The organism is Mammaliicoccus sp. D-M19 (genome assembly GCF_022386695.1).
In the GTDB taxonomy this organism is placed as follows: Bacteria; Bacillota; Bacilli; order Staphylococcales; family Staphylococcaceae; genus Mammaliicoccus; species Mammaliicoccus sciuri.
This window is the reverse complement of the sequence record NZ_JAJNHW010000005.1, coordinates 61598-80916: the sequence shown is the minus strand read 5'-3', so window position 1 is coordinate 80916 and position 19319 is coordinate 61598. Positions and strand designations below refer to the sequence as shown.

The following is a 19319-nucleotide window of genomic DNA, read 5'->3' as shown; positions in this document are numbered from 1 at the left end:
AAAAACCATAAACAATTTTTGAGTAAAGTTTATGGTTTTTTAATCTAGTCATTTAATGAATTAACAATTTCTCCCCACGATCTTTTTCTGTGAGATTGCATAGCTAATCGTGCGGCATGCTTATCTTTAGCTTCTATACATGCAATAATCGCTTTATGTTCAATGATAGATTGATATGGAGCAGGTCGGTCATTTATCGTAAATAGTCTAGCTCTAAATAATTGGTCTGCATGTATATTAATTACGCTACTTAAGCGTGTATTATTTGCAAAACTAATTAAATCTGCATGGAATTGATCATCTAATATAGACCATTCGTATAAATTATTCTGTTCAAGTTGTTCTTGTTGTAATTCTATTAAATGCTTTAAATGTGCTATATTTTCTTCTGTCACTTTTGTTGTCGCTAATTCTACTGCCAAACCATCTAATGTTTCAGTGATTTCATAGATTTCCTTTAAATCATGCTTTTTTATCGGATTGATATTAAAACCACGCCTTGGAATTAAAGTCAGTAATCCTTCAGTTTGTAATCTTACTAATGCTTCTCTAACAGGCGTACGACTCATTTCTAAAGCTTCAGCAATTTCTCTTTCTAAAATTGTTTGCCCCGGCTCTAATATTAAATTTTTAATCGCAATACGTAATATATGATAAGCACGAATAGGTAATCGCTGTTCATCTAACTGTTTAGCGATGTCTAGAAGTTTTCCTTTTAAAGAATCATATTCAATTTGATGCTCTTCTGACATGTCGTATCCTCCTCATTCAAATAATAAAAAATACACGTCTTTCTTAAAATGAGTTTCTCTCATTATAACAGAAAGACGTGCGGTTATATAAAATGATTACGAATAAAATTATTGCTTCACATTTGAATGTAAGTTCTCAATAATTGAATCTGCCATTTTTTTAGTTGTTGTATTACCACCGATGTCTATTGTAAGTGCGCCAGAACCTGTCGCTTTCTTAATAGCTTCATTGACTTGATTTGCTTCTTCTTTTAATCCTAAATGATCTAACATTAATGCTGCACTACCAATAGCTCCAATAGGGTTTGCGATACCTTTACCAGCAATATCTGGTGCAGAACCATGAACTGATTCAAACATGCTTGGATAACGACGATCTGGATTTAAGTTTGCACTTGCTGCAATACCTAAACTACCTGCTAATGCACTACCTAAGTCAGATAAAATATCTGCTAATAAGTTAGATGCAACTACGACTTCTAAATCTTCTGGATGTAACACAAAGTGTGCCGCCATAGCATCAACTAACCATTGATCTGTTTCAACATCAGGATATTCTTTGCTCACACGTTTAAATACATCATCCCATAATACCATCCCATATTGTTGCGCATTACTTTTAGTAACACTTGTTACTTTTTTACGTTTACGCTTTCTTGCAGTTTCAAAAGCATATCTAATAACACGTTCACAGCCTTTTTCTGTAAATAAAGATGATTGTACGGCTACTTCATTTCCTTCACCTCTACCAGTAAAGTTACGACCACCAACGCCAGAATATTCACCTTCAGAATTTTCACGAATGAGTACCCAATTTAAAGATTCAACATCAGGATGATTTAATTTACTTTCAACACCTGGTAAAAATTCAACTGGACGAATATTTGCCCATTGGTCAAATCCTTGACATATTGCGATTCTCAATCCCCATAAGCTAATATGGTCGGGAACATTTGGGAACCCTACAGCACCAAAGTATATAGCATCATAGTCTTTTAAAGTATCTAATCCATCTTCTGCCATCATACGACCATTTTCTAAATAGTACTCACATCCCCAAGGGAAGTAATCAAAATCAAATGAAAATTGATGATTGGATTGCTCTGCTAAATGATTTAATACACGAACCCCTTCGTTAACAACTTCTTTACCAATACCATCACCTGGAATGACAGCAATTTTAAATGTTTTTTCTTCTGACATGATAAATAACCTCCTGTTTCTTTGTGATACATCCATTATTAAATAATGTATACGTTAATGTCAATATATAACTTAATAAGAAAAATATTTCACTAAATTATTGACTTAATGTATACGTTAATGTACGATGATTGAAATGAAAACGCTATCAAATTTTGGAATAAGGGGTGTTTAGTATGGATAGTTCAATAATTACTTTAATATTTTTAGTATTTGCAATAGTTATGTTCGCTTGGGAAAAAATACCGTTAGCAGTAACTGCGATGATCGTCGCAATTGGATTAGTCATTACAGGCGTACTTAAACCTGAAGAAGCTTTTGCAGGATTCGTTGATAGTAACGTACTATTATTTATGGCTATGTTTATTGTTGGTGGCGCGTTTTTCGAGACAGGAATGGCTCAAAAAATAGGGGGAATCGTCACAAAATTTGCTAAAACTGAAAGACAATTAATTATTTCTGTTATGTTAATAACTGGTTTAATGTCAGGGGTACTTTCTAATACAGGTACTGCAGCAGTTTTAATACCAGTTGTAATTGGTATCGCAGCAAAATCCGGTTTTTCAAGATCTACTTTACTATTACCATTAGTTTTTGCAGCTGCAATGGGTGGTAACTTAAGTTTAATTGGCGCACCTGGTAACATGATTGCACAGTCAGCGCTTAAACAAATAGGTGATGGATTTGGATTTTTTGAATATGCAAAAGTAGGGTTACCAATTCTTATTATCGGTATATTATATTTCACTTTAATTGGACATAAATTATTACCAAAAAGAGAAGAAGTCGATCTTGAAGAAGATTCAATATATGCTCAAGAAGTTGATTATTCAAAGGTTCCAAAATGGAAACAAGTTATGTCTTTAGGCGTATTGATTTTAACCGTTATCGCAATGATTTTTGAACAGCAAATAGGTATTGCGTTACATGTTTCTGCATGGATTGGTGCTTTAGTGTTAATGGCAACAAGAGTTATTCCAGAGAAAAAAGCGATGAGATCAATTGATATGAATACAATATTATTATTTGTAGGGTCACTTGCTTTAGCAAATGCTATTCAAGTATCTGGTGCAGGTAAGCTAATTGCCAGTTCGTTAATGAGTACATTAGGTAAAGATCCATCTCCGTATGTATTATTATTTGTTATACTCGTGTTATCTGCTACGATGACGAATTTTATGTCTAATACGGCAACAACTGCATTATTAGTTCCAATTAGTATTTCTATTGCAAATGGTATGGGGGCAGATCCTAGCGCTGTATTAATGGCGACTGTAATCGGTGGATCATTAGCATTTGCGACACCAATTGGAATGCCTGCTAATACAATGGTTTACGGTCTTGGAGGATTTAAATTTAAAGACTATGCTATTGCGGGTATTCCACTTATTATTTTATCTATCATTGTTTCAATGATTCTGTTACCAATATTCTTCCCATTTTATTAATTAAATCTGTTAATTTTATATTTTTTCTGTAACATATAATTAGAACGAAATCATAAGAAGGTGGCGTTATTCATGAAAGTTTTAATTGCACCAGATTCCTTTAAAGGTAGTATTGATGCACTCAGTGCTGCACAAGCGATAGAACGTGGCATTTTAACAGTAGATCCTGAATCTAAAACGTTTATTCTTCCAATGGCAGATGGTGGAGAGGGTACGATGATTAATTTAGTGCAAGCAACTAAAGGAACAGTAATGGGAGTTAAGAGTATTGATCCGTTATCAAGACCAATTCAATCAAGTTATGGTATAACTGGTGATGGAAAGACAGCTATTATAGAACTAGCTACAAGTTCAGGGATTGATTTACTTAAACAAGAGGAACTTAATCCATTACATACGACCACTTATGGAACAGGCTTACTTATTAAAGATGCCATTGAAAAAGGCATTAAACATTTTATTGTATGCTTAGGTGGAAGTGCTACAAATGATGCAGGAATTGGTTTATTACAAGCATTAGGCTATCAATTTCTAGATAAAAATGGAGTAGAAATACCATTAGGTGCAGAACATATTCATAATATTGAAGCGATAGATCAATCAGATGTGATGCCACAAATACATGATGTGAAATTTGAAATTGCATGCGATGTGACGAATCCATTCGTTGGTAAACAAGGTGCAAGTTATATATTTGGGCCACAAAAGGGAGCAACTCCAGAAATCGTAGAGAGGCTAGATCAATCATTTATTCATTTTGCAGATGTTATTAAGTCATTTAAAGATCAAGAAATAAGCAATATAGAAGGTGCTGGCGCTGCGGGTGGAACAGCAGGTGGCATGTTAGCGTTCTTAAATGCAGAGTTAAAAAGAGGTATAGAACTAGTAGTGGATTTTGTGAATTTTAAAGATATTATTAAAGAAAATGAAATAGACCTAATTATCACTGGTGAAGGTAAAATTGATGGTCAAACTTCAGGTGGAAAAGTCATATCAGGAATTGCACAAATTGCAAAATCTTATGACATACCTGTTATCGCAATTGGTGGTACGGTAGAGATGCCATTATCAGCACTTCACGAACAAGGCTTAACTGCAGCATTTAGTATTGCAAATGGTCCAATGACTTTAGAAGATGCTATGAATAATGGTGATAAACTCATTGAACAACAAACTGAACAAATTTTTAGAGCGCTTAAATTGAAATAATAAAAAGAGGTGGGAAATTATCCCATCTCTTTTTAATGATTATACCGATATTTCTGAACTTGATTTATAATAAAGACACCACATATCATGGATAAGATAGCTAAAATAAGTGTGAATTTAAAATCAATTATACTTGTAATAAGTAAAGCAATCGTTGTTACAATACCGTTAAATATTGCAATCGGTACTTGGGTCTTGTTGTGATCTTTATGATCAGCACCAGCACCTGTTGATGATAATATGGTTGTATCTGATATTGGAGAACTATGATCCCCAAAGATACCTCCAGAAATAACGGCTCCTATACAAACTGCTAACGAAATGTCTAAATGATATCCTAATGGAATTGCGAGAGGTAACATAATAGCAAATGTTCCCCAAGAAGTTCCGTTTGCGAAGGACATACATGCACCAACAAGGAAAATTAAAGCAGGTACTATAGCAGGTGGTATCGTGCCATCGATAACTTGAACGATATAGTTAGCCGTTCCTAATTTGTCCAATACACTTCCTAAAGACCATGCTAATACTAAAATAACTAAAATATCTGTCATATTTTTCATACCGGTAGTATAAATATTTAATGATTGGCTAATTGTCTTAACTTTATAAAATAACATTAATAGGATAATAGAAATAGCAGCAAAGAAATAAGATAAACTTAAAGCTATTCTGAAATCTTTACCCTCTACACTTTGGAACGGGAATCCTTTAGGTGCTAATAAAGTAAACAATGAAACAATTAAAATGACGATAGGTAACCAAATTAGAATGGGTTTACTTTTATTTTCTACATCTTTATCAACTTCTACACTTTCTCTTAATGGCTTCGCATTGTCCCAATAAATTTGACCAGTATTCATTATACGATCCTCAGCTGCTTTCATAGGTCCGAAATCTAATTTTAATAAAATAATAAGAGGGACGATTAATACCGCAAGGACTGGATAAATAAAGTAGGGTAATGAAACCATAAAGGCATCCCATGAGGACATATCTATACTTAATCGTTTAAATTCTGTATCAATTAAACCCATAATATAAACGCCCCAACCTATAAACGGTACCATTACAGAAACTGGCGATGCTGTTGAATCAATAATCCAAGCTAATTTTTCTCGTGATATCTTCGCTTTATCAAATAAACTTTCATAAATTGGACCAACAATTAAAGGTGTGCCCATTTCAGAAAAGAATATTATAATACCACTAAACCAAGCAGCAAGTTGGATTTTGATACGACTTTTTGCACCTGATATAAATCGATTCGCAAATGCTTTTGCACCACCTGAGTTCTCAAGCAACGCCACAAATCCTCCGATAAACACTAATAAGATAAGTATGCCCGCATTATATTCATCAGCAACCGTGCTGTACAAATAATCTCCAAGTAATTTTTTTAAAGAAGATATTGGATGAAAGCTTGTTAACAAGAGTATGCCTGAAAATAATCCTAAAAATAATGAAACAATAACACTTCTCGTAAGTAATACCATAATAATGGCTATAATTGGAGGAATAATCGACCAAAAGCCAAAATGATCCATAAAAATACCCCCTTCAAAATATTCTGAAATATGTAATTATTTAATCTTCACATATAATTATAAATAAGTAAATATGATTTTAATAAATTAACAATGATATGCATTCTTATACATAGAACAGTGACAATTATATATAACAAATTGACAACTATATTTGTCAATATGACTAAAATCGTGTATATTGATAAATGTAGGTGGTGGTCAAATGAGAAATAGGGTAAAAGAGTTAAGAGCTCGGGAAGGATTTAATCAAACTGAATTGGCTAAAAGAGCAGGAATTTCAAGACAAACAGTTTCTTTGATAGAGCGGAATAACTTTATGCCATCAGTATTGACTGCTGTTAGAATAGCAAGAATACTCAAAGAAAATGTTGAAGATGTTTTCATATTCGAGGAGGATGAATTATGAAAAAGAATAAAATTATGTTAATTGGTAACTTAATATTATATATGCTGATCGGTGGTTTAGTAGGTGGCTTACTTACAAGTATTTTTAAAAAAGGACATGACTTTTTAGAAATTGAACTTACGACAGTGCAAACTGATATTACAGCCATTATTCTAGCAATTGTATTAGTTATTTTAGTTATCATTTTATTGAACGTTTATAAAAAAGCTGAAAAATATAGAAAATTTGAAACAAATCCTGAAAATGAAGATGAAATAGAAATACAGTTAGAAAAAACATTAATTTATCCACCCATATTGCTTGGTATCATTATGACAATAGCTTTAACAATACTAAATATCGTCATTAACTTAACAAAAGAACCAAGTATGCTGTCTTTATTAATTGCGATGATTTCATTAATAGCAACAGCACCAATATCATATATGCATTTATCTAAATTGAGAAAATTATACCCAGAGCGAAACTATCCTAAAGCAGGAGATAAAAAATTAAATGAAAAAATAATAGATATGATGGATAGTGGAGAACAATATATTACATTAATTGCACTACAAAAAACTTATACACTGAACCAACAATTAATAATCGGATGTATAGCATTATCATCAATATTCTCAATCTCATCAAACAATAATCAATTCTTTAGTGTGTCATTATTGATTATTTTATATTTAGTCAACACAATGTATTACTCTAAAAAAGTATCAGAAACAATATAAAAAACTGCCTTTTATGGGCAGTTTTTTGTTTGAATGAATGAGGATGTACAATTGAAGTGACCCAAGTCTTAGCTTAACGACCTATTTAAGCCAAGAGAAAGCCCAAGTCATGGCTTAACGCCTAACTTAAGCCAAGAGATCGCCCAAGTCATGGCTTAACGCCTAACTTAATCCAAGAGATCACCTAAGTCATGGCTTAACGCCTAACTTAAGCCAAGAGATGACTTAAGTCATGGCTTAATGTCTAACTTAAGCCAAGAGATAGCCTAAGTCATGGCTTAATGTCTAACTTAAGCCAAGAGATGACCCAAGTCATGGCTTAACGAACAACTTAAACCAAGAGATTGCCCAAGTCATGGCTTAACGAACAACTTAAACCAAGAGATTGCCCAAGTCATGGCTTAATGTCTAACTTAAGCCAAGAGAAAGCCCAAGTCATGGCTTAATGTCTAACTTAAGCCAAGAGATCACCCAAGTCATGCCTTAACGACCTATTTAAGCCAAGAGATCGCCCAAGTCATGGCTTAACGACCTATTTAAGTCAAGAGATCACCTAAGTCATGGCTTAATGTCTAACTTAATCCAAGAGAAAGCCCAAGTCATGGCTTAATGTCTAACTTAATCCAAGAGAAAGCCTAAGTCATGGCTTAATGTCTAACTTAATCCAAGAGATCGCCCAAGTCATGGTTTAACGACCTATTTAATCCAAGAGATCATCCACAATCTATTCCACTAATCAAAACAAAGCCAAGAGACATTCATTCTCTTGGCTTTGTTCCTAATCTCGATATTCGATATTACAATGTATACGTATCAAATGATTGTAAGGCTTCTATTGCGCGATCTCTGTCTGTGCTTGATTTGAAGCTTAATCTTAATGCACCCATAATATCTTCTCTAACTTCTAATATTCGAATATTTGTTATAGAGATGTGATTTTGTCCGAGTATTCTTGTTACTTCACTGATCATACCTGGTTTATCTGGGATATCGACATATAAATCAAATGTTGAAGTTAGGGCACCTTGCTCTTTAATAGGGAGCTGGTCTCTATATGTTTTGGCTGATTGATAAAAATCATGAATTAATGCAGGATTTCCTTCTTCTATCATTTCTTTCGTATGTGTCATTTGTTCGATCCAATTTTCCATAAGTGTGACAAGATGTTCTTTATTTTCTAATGTGATGTCACGCCACATATCAGCATTACTACTCGCGATACGTGTGATGTCACGGAAACCGCCTGCTGCTAGTGTTCTGACATATTCAGATATTTGTGTGTTTTCTTCATTCATATGAATTAAACTTGATGCGATGACATGTGGAAAATGACTGACGACGCCAGTTACATAGTCATGTTCTTTTGCCGACATTTTGATGAATTTTGCTTTAGTAGGTTCTAACAAATGTTTAACTTCACTATAAGCCGCTTCATTGTCTGCTTGATCATATATCAATACATAATAAGCATTCTCGAATAAGTGCTTTTTTGAATTCGTGACACCTGACTTATGGCTACCTGCCATTGGATGTCCACCGATTAAATGAATATCTTGTTCTAATAATTGTGATTCTAGTGAACTTAATCCTAATTTCGTACTACCTGTATCGGTAACGATTAATCCTGGTTTAGTATCAATTTCTAATAATCGCTTACCGTACTCAATAGATTGCTGTACGGGTGTGGCTAATATAATTAAATCTGCTTGACGAGCACTAGAATCAAAGTCCGTTGCAATTTCATCTATAATTTTCATAGATAATGCGATTTCTGAATGTTTTTCAAAATAATCGTAACCTGTTATATGTAAATTGGGATGATAAAATTTAATATTTTGTATTAAACTCCCACCAATTAATCCTAGTCCAACTATAAATACGCGTTGCATAAAATCCCTCCAATACTTTAATAGTTTAAAGTAAGTTAGTGTGAGAAAGCAAGTGTTATTGATTTATTTTTTTAAAAGTATAGAATGATAATAAATGTATAAGGAGTGGTAATATGACAATTAACGTAAAAGAAACAATCGATACAATTAAAGAACTTGTTTACATTAATAGTCCGTCTGGATTTGCTGATCCAGCAGTTGAATATTGTAGAAAAGTTGCTGAGTCTTTAAATTATGATACGAGTGTAACACACAAAGGCGGATTATTTATCAACGTTCCAGGAAAAAATGATGATGCACAACGTCTGATTACAGCACATGTAGATACATTAGGTGCAATTGTTAAAGATATTAAAGAAGATGGCAGATTACAACTAGATTTAATTGGGGGATTTAGTTGGAATGCAATTGAAGGGGAATATTGTACTATCACTACGCAAAGTGGAAAAGAAATAACAGGTACCATTTGTTTACATGAAACAAGTGTTCATGTATATAAAAATAATACTGAAATTCCACGAAATGCCGAACATATGGAAGTAAGATTAGATGAAAAAACATTTAATTCAGAAGATACAAGAGCACTAGGCATTGAAATTGGAGATGCAGTGAGTTTCGACCCAAGATTTGTACATACAGAATCAGGATTTGTTAAATCTCGTCACCTTGATGATAAAGCGAGTGTTGCGATGATTTTACAATTTTTGAAATATCTTAAAGAAGAAAATGTTGAAATACCACATACGACACAATTTTATATTTCGAACAATGAGGAAATTGGTTATGGTGCAAATTCAAGTATTTCAGATAAAGTTGTAGAATTTATCGCTTTTGATATGGGTGCATTAGGAGATGGACAAGCTTCTGATGAATACACAGTATCTATTTGTGTGAAAGATGCTTCAGGGCCATATCATGTAGGTTTAAGAAATCATTTAGTCAATTTATGCAAAGAAAATGATATTCAATATAAATTAGATATATATCCTTATTATGGTTCTGATGCTTCTGCTGCTATACATGCTGGTGCTGATATTAGACATGGATTATTCGGTGCAGGCATTGAATCTTCGCATGCTTTAGAACGCACACATGAAGATTCTATTCTTGAAAGTGAAAAGTTATTAAGAGCTTATTGTTTATCAGAAATTAAAAACTAATCAGAATTTAAGGGTTGACATTTAAAATTTATTCTCGTATAGTGATATTTAATTAATCCGAAGAAATCATTCGGAATTTGAAAGATAAGTATCTCGTGTTGATAGTAGCCAATAGAAAGCTAATGGTTGATGTAAATTAGCACTACACACAAAGAGAGAATTGGGCTTTCAAATCATCAATTAAATGAAATTTAGAGTGAACATGAAATTCAATGTTAACTAAGGTGGCACCACGGTAACGCGTCCTTACAGATAGCGTATACTGTGGTGTCTTTTTGTATACCTAAATCAGTGGTCATAAGTATAAATTAAAGCCTGTAGCAAACAGAAAGTTAGTGGTTGATGTAAACTAACACAGTTTAATTTAGAAATGGGGACCATGTAGACATAATTAAATATTTAATGAGTGAATAAGTTCTAGACTTATTAATGAAGGTGGTACCGCGCATAAGCGTCCTGTTTGATTAGGATGTTTATGCGCGGTTTTTTTATTAAGGAGGATTAAGATGATTATTAAATTTAAAAAGTTAAATGCTGATATTACCCCAGAAACTTTAGGACAAATAAATCGTAAGAAAATGATTTTAGAAAGTGCAAGCACAGACCAAATGAAAGGTAGATTTTCAATTGTAGCGTTCGAAGCTGTTGGAAAAGTGAATTTATATGATGATTATTTACAAATATTCATAAATGAAGAAGAACAACTTGTAAATGAACGTCCATATGAATCACTAGAGGATTTCATCAATGATATAAAAGTTGACGAAGTTCCAGATATTTTAACACATTTACCATTTGTATCTGGCATGATCGGGTATTGTAGCTTCGATTTAATTAGATATCAAAATAAATTACTTAAGCAAATTGAATTGCAATCAGATATTCCAGACGCTTCATTTAATCTTGTTGAATCTGTATACGTATTTGATCATTTTAAAGAAGAATTGTTTGTTATCGCATCTAACTTATTTAGTCAGAATACGGAAGCACAAGTTGAGCATGAGCTCAATAAAATGGTTGAAACATTAAAAGATATTTCACTATTTCAAAATAAAATTGAATATACATCAAGAGGTGAACTTGAAACTAATATTAGTGAAGAAGATTTTATGAAAGAAGTCGAATATTATAAATCGCTTATTAGTCAAGGTGATATGTTCCAAGTCGTACCTTCAAGAATTTATAAATATAAACATTACTTTAATGAACAAAATAAAGATACTTTGAAACTTCAAATTTATAAAAATTTAAAAAGACAAAACCCAAGTCCATATATGTATTACATTGACGATGAAGAAAGAAGCATCATTGGATCTTCACCAGAAAGTTTCATTAAGAAACAAGGTGATATCATTACAACAAACCCAATAGCAGGTACTAATAAGAGGGGTCAAACAGAAGAAGAAGATAAACAAAATGAGGTTGCACTGATTACAGATGAAAAAGAATTAGCTGAACACCGTATGCTTGTCGATCTTGGAAGAAATGATTTAAATATGATTGCTCAAACAGGTTCAGTATATATGCCTAAGTTAATGACTGTTGAAAGATTTGAACATGTTATGCATATCGTCTCAATCGTCGAAGGTAAAATTAGACCAGAAATTACACCGCTTCAAATGATTACAGCTTTATTACCAGCAGGAACAGTATCTGGTGCACCTAAGACGAGAGCAATCACAAGAATTTATGAAAGCAGAAAAAGAAAACGCGGTATTTACGCTGGTGGTGTTGGCTATATTAATTGCAACCATGATTTAGATTTTGCTTTAACAATTAGAACGATGGTTGTTGATAACGAATATGTAAATGTAGAAGCTGGCTGTGGTGTTGTATATGATTCAAACCCACAAAAAGAATTAAAAGAAACGATGATCAAAGCAAAAAGTTTATTGGAGGTTACACCATGATATTAGTAATTGATAATTACGATTCATTCACATATAACTTAGTAGATTTAATTAAGCAACATGATGACGTCTTAATCTATCATCCGGATGAGGCACCGTTCAATTTAAATATTGATGGATTGGTTATATCTCCAGGACCTGGTCATCCTGATGATACAGAAGACTTAAAAAATTTAATAGAAGCATATAAAGATAAACCGATATTAGGTATTTGTTTAGGCGCTCAAGCATTAACGACTTATTACGGTGGAGAAGTTGTCGTTGGGAAAGAAGTTAAGCACGGTAAAGTTGATCAAATTGATATTATTGAAACTTCTAAATTGTATCAAGAATGCGAACAGCATTTTAATATTATGAGATATCACTCATTAATTAGTGATGAAAAAACATTTCCAAGCACTTTGAAAATTACAGGAAGAACGAGAGATTCCATACAATCATTTGAACATAAATTAGAACCACATTTCGGAATACAATTTCATCCTGAATCATTTGCTTCAGATCATGGAAATGAAATTATAAAAGCTTTTATCGATATAACAAGGGAAGGTGCAAATTATGAACACGTTAAAACAACTCATTCAGTATCATGATTTATCGCAACAAGAAATGAAATCATTTGTAGATTTAATGATGGATGAACAAGCAGATGTATCATTGAAGGTTGCACATTTAGTAGCATTAAGTATGAAAGGTGAAACATCAGATGAATTATCGAACTTAAGTCAAAGTTTAATCGAAACAACATATAAAGAAAGACCTTATTTAGAAGATAGTATTTGTGTTTGTGGCACGGGTGGAGACCATTCTGGCAGCTTTAATATTTCAACAACCGCTTCATTTGTTGTTGCGGCAGCTGGCTTGAAAGTTTTGAAACATGGTAATAAAAGTATTACATCTAAAACAGGTAGCATTGATATCTTATCTGCTTTAAATATTCAAACAACACCTATTAAAGATGCGACAGAAAAAGTAAACGAAACAAATTTAGCATTTTTAAGTGCAACTGAAACGTATCCGATTATGAAGACTGTTCAACCTGTTCGTAAATCAATACCAACACCAACAACATTTAATTTACTTGGACCAATGATTCATCCGTATCATTTAGATTATCAAGTGATGGGCGTTTATGATGAAACGAAACTTAAAATTATTGCTGAAGCAATTTATAAATTAGGAAGAAAACGTGCCATTATCGTGCATGGGGCAGGTGGCATGGACGAAGCTACTTTATCTGGTGACAACATTATATATGAAGTATCTCAAGAAGAAGGTATTAAACATTATACTGTAAATGCTGAAGACTACGGATTACAATCAGCACCTAATGAATCATTAAAAGGTGGAACACCTGAAGAAAATAAAGTCATTACTTTAGACATATTAACAGGACAAGATCATGGTCCTAAAAGAGATGTCGTTGTATTAAATGCTGCTTTAGCGTTATATGCCGGTCAAAAAGTAGACTCTATAAAAGAGGGTATTACTTTAGCAGAGTCTTTAATAGATAATAAACATGCATTATATATATTAGAAGCTGTAGGAGGCAAAGTTTATGACAATATTGGATGAAATTGTAGAATATAAAAAAACATTACTAAATAATCAATATTATGAACAAAAATTAAACACATTGGAGAAAGTGGATGTACAACACAAAACATCTTTCTTAAGTCGTACACAGCATGATAATAAGTTGAATATCATTGCTGAATTAAAAGCAAAAAGTCCTACAGTATCAGATATTCCGAAACGAGATATGGCTACTCAAATAAAATTATATGAACAATACGGTGCTTCTGCTATATCTATATTAACGGATGAAAAATATTTCGATGGTAGTTATGAGAGATTACAAAATTTAACAACTAAGACGACATTACCTGTTTTATGTAAAGATTTTATCATTGATAAAAGACAAATTGATTTAGCACATCATGTTGGTGCCTCTATCGTATTATTAATCGTGAATATTTTATCAAAAGAAGAACTCAAAACTTTATACGCATATGCAACAGAAAAAGGTTTAGAAGTACTTGTCGAAGTGCATGATAAAGAAGAACTCAATATTGCACATGAAATTGGTGCACAATTAATTGGCGTTAATAATCGTGACTTAAAAAGATTTGTCACAGACGTTAAACATACGAATGAAATCTTAACACAAATTAAACCAGGTGTAACATACATTTCTGAAAGTGGTATTCGTACTTTAGATGATGTAAAAAGTATTATCGGCAGTGGTATTGATGGCGCATTAATTGGGGAGTCGCTAATGAAACATCCACACTTAGATGAATTTCTACCAAGTTTACGACTAGAAAAACAAGGTGAGCAACATGTTTATTAAATGTTGTGGCTTTCAAGATAAAGATGCTATCGAAACAGCTGTCTTAAATCATGTCGATGCAATTGGATTTATCACGTATCCAAAAAGTAAACGATATGTATCTGTTAAAGATATAAAGTCATTAAGTAAAGATATTCCCCAAACGATTGATATCGTAGCTGTTGTTGTGAATTTAACGATGGTAGAAATTGATGAACTTATTCGAGAAACTTCTATTAATACACTTCAATTTCATGGTGATGAATCTGTATCATTTATACATGAGGTGAAAGAAAAGTATCCGCATATTAAGATTTATAAAGCTTTACCCGCTAATGATCAATTAGTTACTAATATAGAAGCTTTTAAAAATGAAGTAGATTTATTTTTAATTGATACGCCTTCAAAAGATTATGGTGGTACAGGAGTATCTTATGACTGGTCTATATTAAATGCATTAAACAATATTCCGTATTTAATTGCTGGTGGTATTAATATAGATAAAATTAAACAAATTGAATCATTAAACTTTAACCATAATGGTTATGATATATCAAGTGGAATTGAAAAGAATGGTCAAAAAGATAAAGAGAAAATTAAAGCATTACTAACATATGTAAAGGGATGATTGAATTGAATAAAAATATACAATTAGAAGCAGATGAATTAGGATTTTTCGGTGAATTTGGTGGACAATATGTACCAGAAACATTAATGCCAGCTATACAAGAATTAAACGATACGTATCAACAATTAAAAAATGATCCGGAATTTCATGAAACATTAAATGATTATTTAAAGGATTATGTAGGTAGAGAAACACCTTTAACATATGCTGAGCGTTATACAGAAGCACTTGGCGGCGCAAAAATATACTTAAAAAGAGAAGATTTAAATCATACTGGCGCTCACAAAATCAATAACGCATTAGGACAAGCGCTTATTGCAAAGAAAATGGGTAAAAGAAAGCTCGTTGCTGAAACTGGTGCTGGTCAACATGGTGTAGCGAGTGCAACAATTGCAGCGTTGTTTGATATGGAACTTATTGTATTTATGGGTGAAGAAGATATTGAAAGACAAGCATTAAATGTTTTCAGAATGGAATTATTAGGTGCTAAAGTTGTACCTGTAACAGACGGACAAGGTACGTTATCAGATGCAGTAAATAAAGCTTTACAATATTGGGTTTCACATGTTGAAGATACACATTATTTACTTGGATCGGCGTTAGGTCCTCATCCATTCCCAACTATCGTAAGAGATTTACAAAGTGTGATTGGTAAAGAAATTAAGAAACAAATATTAGAGAAAGAATCTCGATTACCAGATGCAGTTGTTGCATGTATTGGTGGCGGTTCAAATGCAATTGGTACATTTTATCCGTTTGTAAATGATGAATCTGTTAAATTATTCGGCGTTGAAGCTGCTGGTGAAGGTATAGATACTACTAAACATGCTTTAGCTATTGAAAAAGGGAAACCAGGTGTATTACATGGTTCTAGAATGTATTTAATTCAAGATGAAAATGGACAAGTCGAACTTGCGCACTCTATTTCAGCGGGATTAGATTATCCAGGTGTAGGTCCGGAACATAGTTATTATAACAATATTGGTCGTGTTCAATATCCGAATGCAAGTGATACTGAAGCGATGGATGCGCTTATTAAATTTACACAATTAGAAGGTATTATTCCAGCTATAGAAAGTGCACACGCGTTGAGTTACGTTGAGAAACTAGCACCAACAATGGATAAAGATGAAATTATTGTTGTGACAGTTTCTGGTAGAGGAGATAAAGATATGGAAACGATTAGAAAGTATATGCAAGAGAAGGGGGATCATCATGCGTAAATTATTTATACCATATGTCATGGGAAACAAAGATTTTATAGATTCAGTCAAGCTTATGGACGAAAATGGTGCAGATTATATAGAAATTGGTTTACCTTTCTCGGATCCTGTAGCTGATGGCCCAACGATTATGGCGGCTGGACAAGAAGCGATTAAACAAGGTATGTCTGTTAATAAAATCATTGATCAACTGATCGAACATAAAGATGAAATCAATACGCCATATTTATTTATGACTTATTATAATTTAATTGATGCTTATGGTGTTGACGCTTTTATAGAACGAATTGCTGAAGCGAATGTTTACGGTTTAATCATTCCAGATTTACCATTTGAACTTGGACAAAGATTTAAAAAGCATTTACAACCTAAAAACATTAAATTAATTTCTTTAATTGCGATGACTTCTAGTGATGAAAGAATTAAACAAATAGCCGAACATGCGGAAGGCTTTATTTACACAGTGACAATGAATGCGACGACTGGTGATGGCAGAGGCTTCCATGAATCTTTAAAAGATAAAATTAAATTTATACAACAACACGCTAGTGTACCTGTCGTTTGTGGATTTGGTATTAGAACTGAAGAACACGCTAAAGAAATAAAGTCATTTAGTGACGGCATTGTGATTGGTAGCGAAATTGTTAAAAGATTAAAAAATGATTCAATAGAACAAACTCAAGCATATTTGCAAAGTATTAGAAAAGCATTAGATGAAGATTAAAAATGCATAACCCTTAATAGAAGAAAAAGAAACACACTTCATGTATAATCGACATTAACAAATGAAAAGGAGTGTTTCTAATGAGCAAAAAAGTTCTCATAGTTGTTACAAATGCATCTCAATTTAAAGATGGTAAACCAACTGGGTTATGGCTAGAAGAAGCAGCAATTCCTTATAAAGTATTTATTAAAAATGGATTAGAAGTGGATATTGCATCTGTAAAAGGTGGCAGTGTTCCGATAGATCCAAATTCAACTCAAAATGACGAAGCTAAAGAATATCATGACGTATTAGAAAAGTTACAACAAACATATAGTATTAGAGACATCGTGTTTGAGAGTTATGATGGCATATTCTTACCTGGTGGTCATGGAACAGTATTTGACTTCCCAAATAATGAAGACTTGGAAGATATGCTAGCATATTATAGAAATAACGATAAGGTGATTGGTGCAGTATGCCATGGTCCAAGTGCATTTGTAGGCGCTAAGCTTCCTAATGGGAACTATTTAGTGGATGGTGTTAAATTAACTGCTTTTACAGATAGTGAAGAAAAAGCAATGAATTTAGAAAATGATGTACCATTTTTACTACAAACACAACTTGAAAAGCAAGGTGCTCGATTCGTTAAAGGTGCTGATTTTGAATCGCATACAGTTGCAGACGGTAAATTTGTCACAGGACAAAATCCAAATTCGAGTGAAGAGGTTGCCGAAAAATTTGTGAATGTATTAAAATAGTTAAGCAATATAAATAAAAACCTGCCATATGGTAGGTTTTTATTTATGAAATAATGGTATAGTAATGAGTATTATTTTAGAATAAAGACAAAATATTGTATAATTGTAACAAATACATAAAAATGAGATTGGGAGTATTGTATAAATGAAATTTACAAATTTAACAACTGGTGAATTTGAAGCTTTTACAAATAAAATGCCGTACGCGCATTTTACACAAGCAGTAGGTAATTATGAATTAAAAACATCTGAAGGTACTTCAACACATTTAGTAGGGGTCAAAGATAATCAAGGTGAAGTATTAGCTGCGTGTCTGTTAACAAGTGTACCAGTTATGAAGAAATTTAATTACTTTTACTCAAATAGAGGACCAGTAATGGATTATGACAACAAAGAACTTGTTGACTTTTTCTTTAAAGAAATCGTGAGCTATTTAAAAAGTTATAAAGGATTATTCTTTAGAATCGATCCTTACTTGCCATATCAACTAAGAGATCATGATGGCAATATTAAAAAATCATTCAACCGTGATGGTTTAATTAAACAATTTGAATCATTAGGTTATGAACACCAAGGCTTCACAACTGGTTTCCACCCAATACATCAAATTAGATGGCATTCTGTACTTGATTTAGAAGGTATGGACGAAAAGACGCTCATCAAGAACATGGACAGTTTAAGAAAAAGAAATACTAAAAAAGTTCAAAAAAATGGTGTTAAAGTTCGTTTTCTATCTAAAGATGAAATGCCGATATTCCGTCAATTTATGGAAGATACTACAGAGAAGAAAGATTTCAACGATCGTGGCGATGACTTCTATTACAATAGATTAAAATACTTTGAAAATGTAAAGATTCCTTTAGCATATATAGACTTTGAAACTTACATTCCACAATTAGAAAAAGAACATGAACAATACAACAAAGATATTGCAAAAGCTGAAAAAGATTTAGAAAAGAAACCAGATAATCAAAAAACGATTAATAAAATAGACAACTTAAAACAACAAAGAGAAGCAAATGAAGCTAAATTAGAAGAAGCACTTCAACTACAACAAGAACATGGTGATACATTACCAATAGCAGCTGGTTTCTTTATTATTAATCCATTTGAAGTTGTATATTATGCAGGTGGTTCATCGAATGAATATCGTCACTTTGCAGGTAGTTATGCAATTCAGTGGGAAATGATTAAATACGCGTTAGATCACAATATTGACCGTTATAACTTCTATGGTATCAGCGGAGACTTCTCAGAAGATGCACCTGATGTTGGCGTTATTAAATTTAAAAAAGGTTACAATGCAGATGTTTATGAATATATTGGTGATTTCGTTAAACCAATTAATAAACCAGCGTACAAAGCATATACAACACTAAAAAAAGTATTAAAAAAATAAATGATTTTCAGTAAGAGAGGAATT

At 32.6% G+C, this 19319-nt stretch carries 18 protein-coding genes; 14 read left to right on the top strand and 4 right to left on the bottom strand.

What is annotated here, in order from left to right; translation table 11 throughout:
* Positions 1–44: 44 nt before the first annotated feature.
* Together LQ675_RS10780 and LQ675_RS10775 are read right to left on the bottom strand one after the other, a co-directional pair.
* Positions 45–752: a GntR family transcriptional regulator gene (locus tag LQ675_RS10780; RefSeq protein WP_119649011.1), complete on the bottom strand. Its 708-nt coding sequence runs from the start codon at positions 750–752 to the stop codon at positions 45–47.
* A gap of 108 nt (positions 753–860) precedes the next feature.
* A complete protein-coding gene (locus LQ675_RS10775) occupies positions 861–1955 on the bottom strand; it encodes a tartrate dehydrogenase (protein WP_048543094.1) in 1095 nt (364 codons plus the stop codon).
* 176 nt (positions 1956–2131) lie between these two features.
* On the opposite strand from LQ675_RS10775, the gene LQ675_RS10770 reads away from it, so the two are divergent.
* Both LQ675_RS10770 and LQ675_RS10765 read left to right on the top strand, forming a co-directional pair.
* Complete coding sequence (locus tag LQ675_RS10770) at positions 2132–3403, top strand: SLC13 family permease (RefSeq protein WP_048543092.1); 1272 nt, start codon at positions 2132–2134, stop codon at positions 3401–3403.
* Positions 3404–3475: 72 nt separating this feature from the next.
* The gene (locus tag LQ675_RS10765; protein ID WP_048543090.1) at positions 3476–4612 is read left to right on the top strand and encodes a glycerate kinase family protein; all 1137 of its coding nucleotides are present in this window, start codon (positions 3476–3478) and stop codon (positions 4610–4612) included.
* A 32-nt stretch (positions 4613–4644) separates the two neighbouring features.
* Here LQ675_RS10765 and LQ675_RS10760 read toward each other — a convergent pair whose 3' ends face one another.
* The gene (locus tag LQ675_RS10760; RefSeq protein ID WP_048543088.1) at positions 4645–6159 is read right to left on the bottom strand and encodes a Na+/H+ antiporter NhaC family protein; all 1515 of its coding nucleotides are present in this window, start codon (positions 6157–6159) and stop codon (positions 4645–4647) included.
* 205 nt (positions 6160–6364) lie between these two features.
* On the opposite strand from LQ675_RS10760, the gene LQ675_RS10755 reads away from it, so the two are divergent.
* On the top strand, positions 6365–6568 hold the full coding sequence (locus LQ675_RS10755; RefSeq protein ID WP_025905978.1) for a helix-turn-helix transcriptional regulator: 204 nt from the start codon (positions 6365–6367) through the stop codon (positions 6566–6568).
* Positions 6565–7290, top strand: a complete 726-nt coding sequence (locus tag LQ675_RS10750; RefSeq protein WP_048543086.1) for a DUF3169 family protein — start codon at positions 6565–6567, stop codon at positions 7288–7290. Before LQ675_RS10755 ends, LQ675_RS10750 begins: the two co-directional genes overlap by 4 nt.
* A 797-nt stretch (positions 7291–8087) precedes the next feature.
* On the opposite strand, the gene LQ675_RS10745 is transcribed toward LQ675_RS10750, so the two are convergent.
* Positions 8088–9179, bottom strand: coding sequence for a prephenate dehydrogenase (locus tag LQ675_RS10745; RefSeq protein WP_048543084.1), 1092 nt, complete (start codon positions 9177–9179; stop codon positions 8088–8090).
* A gap of 113 nt (positions 9180–9292) precedes the next feature.
* Here LQ675_RS10745 and LQ675_RS10740 point away from each other — a divergent pair, with 113 nt between their 5' ends.
* From LQ675_RS10740 to LQ675_RS10695, 10 genes are all read left to right on the top strand, one after another.
* Positions 9293–10339 carry a M42 family metallopeptidase gene (locus LQ675_RS10740; protein WP_239727964.1) on the top strand — a complete coding sequence of 349 codons (1047 nt, stop codon included), beginning with the start codon at positions 9293–9295 and terminating at the stop codon, positions 10337–10339.
* Positions 10340–10845: 506 nt separating this feature from the next.
* Positions 10846–12249: an anthranilate synthase component I gene (locus LQ675_RS10735; RefSeq protein ID WP_239727960.1), complete on the top strand. Its 1404-nt coding sequence runs from the start codon at positions 10846–10848 to the stop codon at positions 12247–12249.
* Positions 12246–12842, top strand: a complete 597-nt coding sequence (locus tag LQ675_RS10730; protein ID WP_075577936.1) for an anthranilate synthase component II — start codon at positions 12246–12248, stop codon at positions 12840–12842. The genes LQ675_RS10735 and LQ675_RS10730 overlap by 4 nt, the downstream gene beginning before the upstream one ends.
* Complete coding sequence (gene trpD, locus LQ675_RS10725; RefSeq protein ID WP_107601875.1) at positions 12808–13824, top strand: anthranilate phosphoribosyltransferase; 1017 nt, start codon at positions 12808–12810, stop codon at positions 13822–13824. The genes LQ675_RS10730 and trpD overlap by 35 nt, the downstream gene beginning before the upstream one ends.
* Complete coding sequence (trpC, locus tag LQ675_RS10720; RefSeq protein ID WP_107601874.1) at positions 13808–14602, top strand: indole-3-glycerol phosphate synthase TrpC; 795 nt, start codon at positions 13808–13810, stop codon at positions 14600–14602. The genes trpD and trpC overlap by 17 nt, the downstream gene beginning before the upstream one ends.
* Positions 14592–15209: a phosphoribosylanthranilate isomerase gene (locus LQ675_RS10715; protein WP_048543072.1), complete on the top strand. Its 618-nt coding sequence runs from the start codon at positions 14592–14594 to the stop codon at positions 15207–15209. The genes trpC and LQ675_RS10715 overlap by 11 nt, the downstream gene beginning before the upstream one ends.
* A 5-nt stretch (positions 15210–15214) precedes the next feature.
* On the top strand, positions 15215–16432 hold the full coding sequence (gene trpB, locus LQ675_RS10710) for a tryptophan synthase subunit beta (protein WP_088592736.1): 1218 nt from the start codon (positions 15215–15217) through the stop codon (positions 16430–16432).
* A complete protein-coding gene (gene trpA, locus LQ675_RS10705) occupies positions 16425–17156 on the top strand; it encodes a tryptophan synthase subunit alpha (protein WP_048543068.1) in 732 nt (243 codons plus the stop codon). The genes trpB and trpA overlap by 8 nt, the downstream gene beginning before the upstream one ends.
* Before the next feature lie 80 nt (positions 17157–17236).
* Positions 17237–17896: a type 1 glutamine amidotransferase domain-containing protein gene (locus LQ675_RS10700; RefSeq protein WP_037587994.1), complete on the top strand. Its 660-nt coding sequence runs from the start codon at positions 17237–17239 to the stop codon at positions 17894–17896.
* 145 nt (positions 17897–18041) lie between these two features.
* The gene (locus LQ675_RS10695) at positions 18042–19295 is read left to right on the top strand and encodes an aminoacyltransferase (RefSeq protein WP_048543064.1); all 1254 of its coding nucleotides are present in this window, start codon (positions 18042–18044) and stop codon (positions 19293–19295) included.
* Positions 19296–19319 lie beyond the last annotated feature (24 nt).

Excerpts from the sequence above, each read along its gene's own strand:
- LQ675_RS10730 (WP_075577936.1), top strand. The coding sequence starts at position 12,246 with ATGATATTAGTAATTGATAATTACGATTCATTCACATATAACTTAGTA.
- LQ675_RS10695 (WP_048543064.1), top strand. The coding sequence starts at position 18,042 with ATGAAATTTACAAATTTAACAACTGGTGAATTTGAAGCTTTTACAAAT.
- LQ675_RS10765 (WP_048543090.1), top strand. The coding sequence starts at position 3,476 with ATGAAAGTTTTAATTGCACCAGATTCCTTTAAAGGTAGTATTGATGCA.
- trpD (WP_107601875.1), top strand. The coding sequence starts at position 12,808 with ATGAACACGTTAAAACAACTCATTCAGTATCATGATTTATCGCAACAA.
- LQ675_RS10715 (WP_048543072.1), top strand. The coding sequence starts at position 14,592 with ATGTTTATTAAATGTTGTGGCTTTCAAGATAAAGATGCTATCGAAACA.
- LQ675_RS10740 (WP_239727964.1), top strand. The coding sequence starts at position 9,293 with ATGACAATTAACGTAAAAGAAACAATCGATACAATTAAAGAACTTGTT.
- trpC (WP_107601874.1), top strand. The coding sequence starts at position 13,808 with ATGACAATATTGGATGAAATTGTAGAATATAAAAAAACATTACTAAAT.
- trpA (WP_048543068.1), top strand. The coding sequence starts at position 16,425 with ATGCGTAAATTATTTATACCATATGTCATGGGAAACAAAGATTTTATA.
- LQ675_RS10755 (WP_025905978.1), top strand. The coding sequence starts at position 6,365 with ATGAGAAATAGGGTAAAAGAGTTAAGAGCTCGGGAAGGATTTAATCAA.
- LQ675_RS10775 (WP_048543094.1), bottom strand. The coding sequence starts at position 1,955 with ATGTCAGAAGAAAAAACATTTAAAATTGCTGTCATTCCAGGTGATGGT.
- LQ675_RS10745 (WP_048543084.1), bottom strand. The coding sequence starts at position 9,179 with ATGCAACGCGTATTTATAGTTGGACTAGGATTAATTGGTGGGAGTTTA.
- LQ675_RS10780 (WP_119649011.1), bottom strand. The coding sequence starts at position 752 with ATGTCAGAAGAGCATCAAATTGAATATGATTCTTTAAAAGGAAAACTT.
- LQ675_RS10760 (WP_048543088.1), bottom strand. The coding sequence starts at position 6,159 with ATGGATCATTTTGGCTTTTGGTCGATTATTCCTCCAATTATAGCCATT.
- LQ675_RS10750 (WP_048543086.1), top strand. The coding sequence starts at position 6,565 with ATGAAAAAGAATAAAATTATGTTAATTGGTAACTTAATATTATATATG.
- LQ675_RS10700 (WP_037587994.1), top strand. The coding sequence starts at position 17,237 with ATGAGCAAAAAAGTTCTCATAGTTGTTACAAATGCATCTCAATTTAAA.
- LQ675_RS10770 (WP_048543092.1), top strand. The coding sequence starts at position 2,132 with ATGGATAGTTCAATAATTACTTTAATATTTTTAGTATTTGCAATAGTT.
- LQ675_RS10735 (WP_239727960.1), top strand. The coding sequence starts at position 10,846 with ATGATTATTAAATTTAAAAAGTTAAATGCTGATATTACCCCAGAAACT.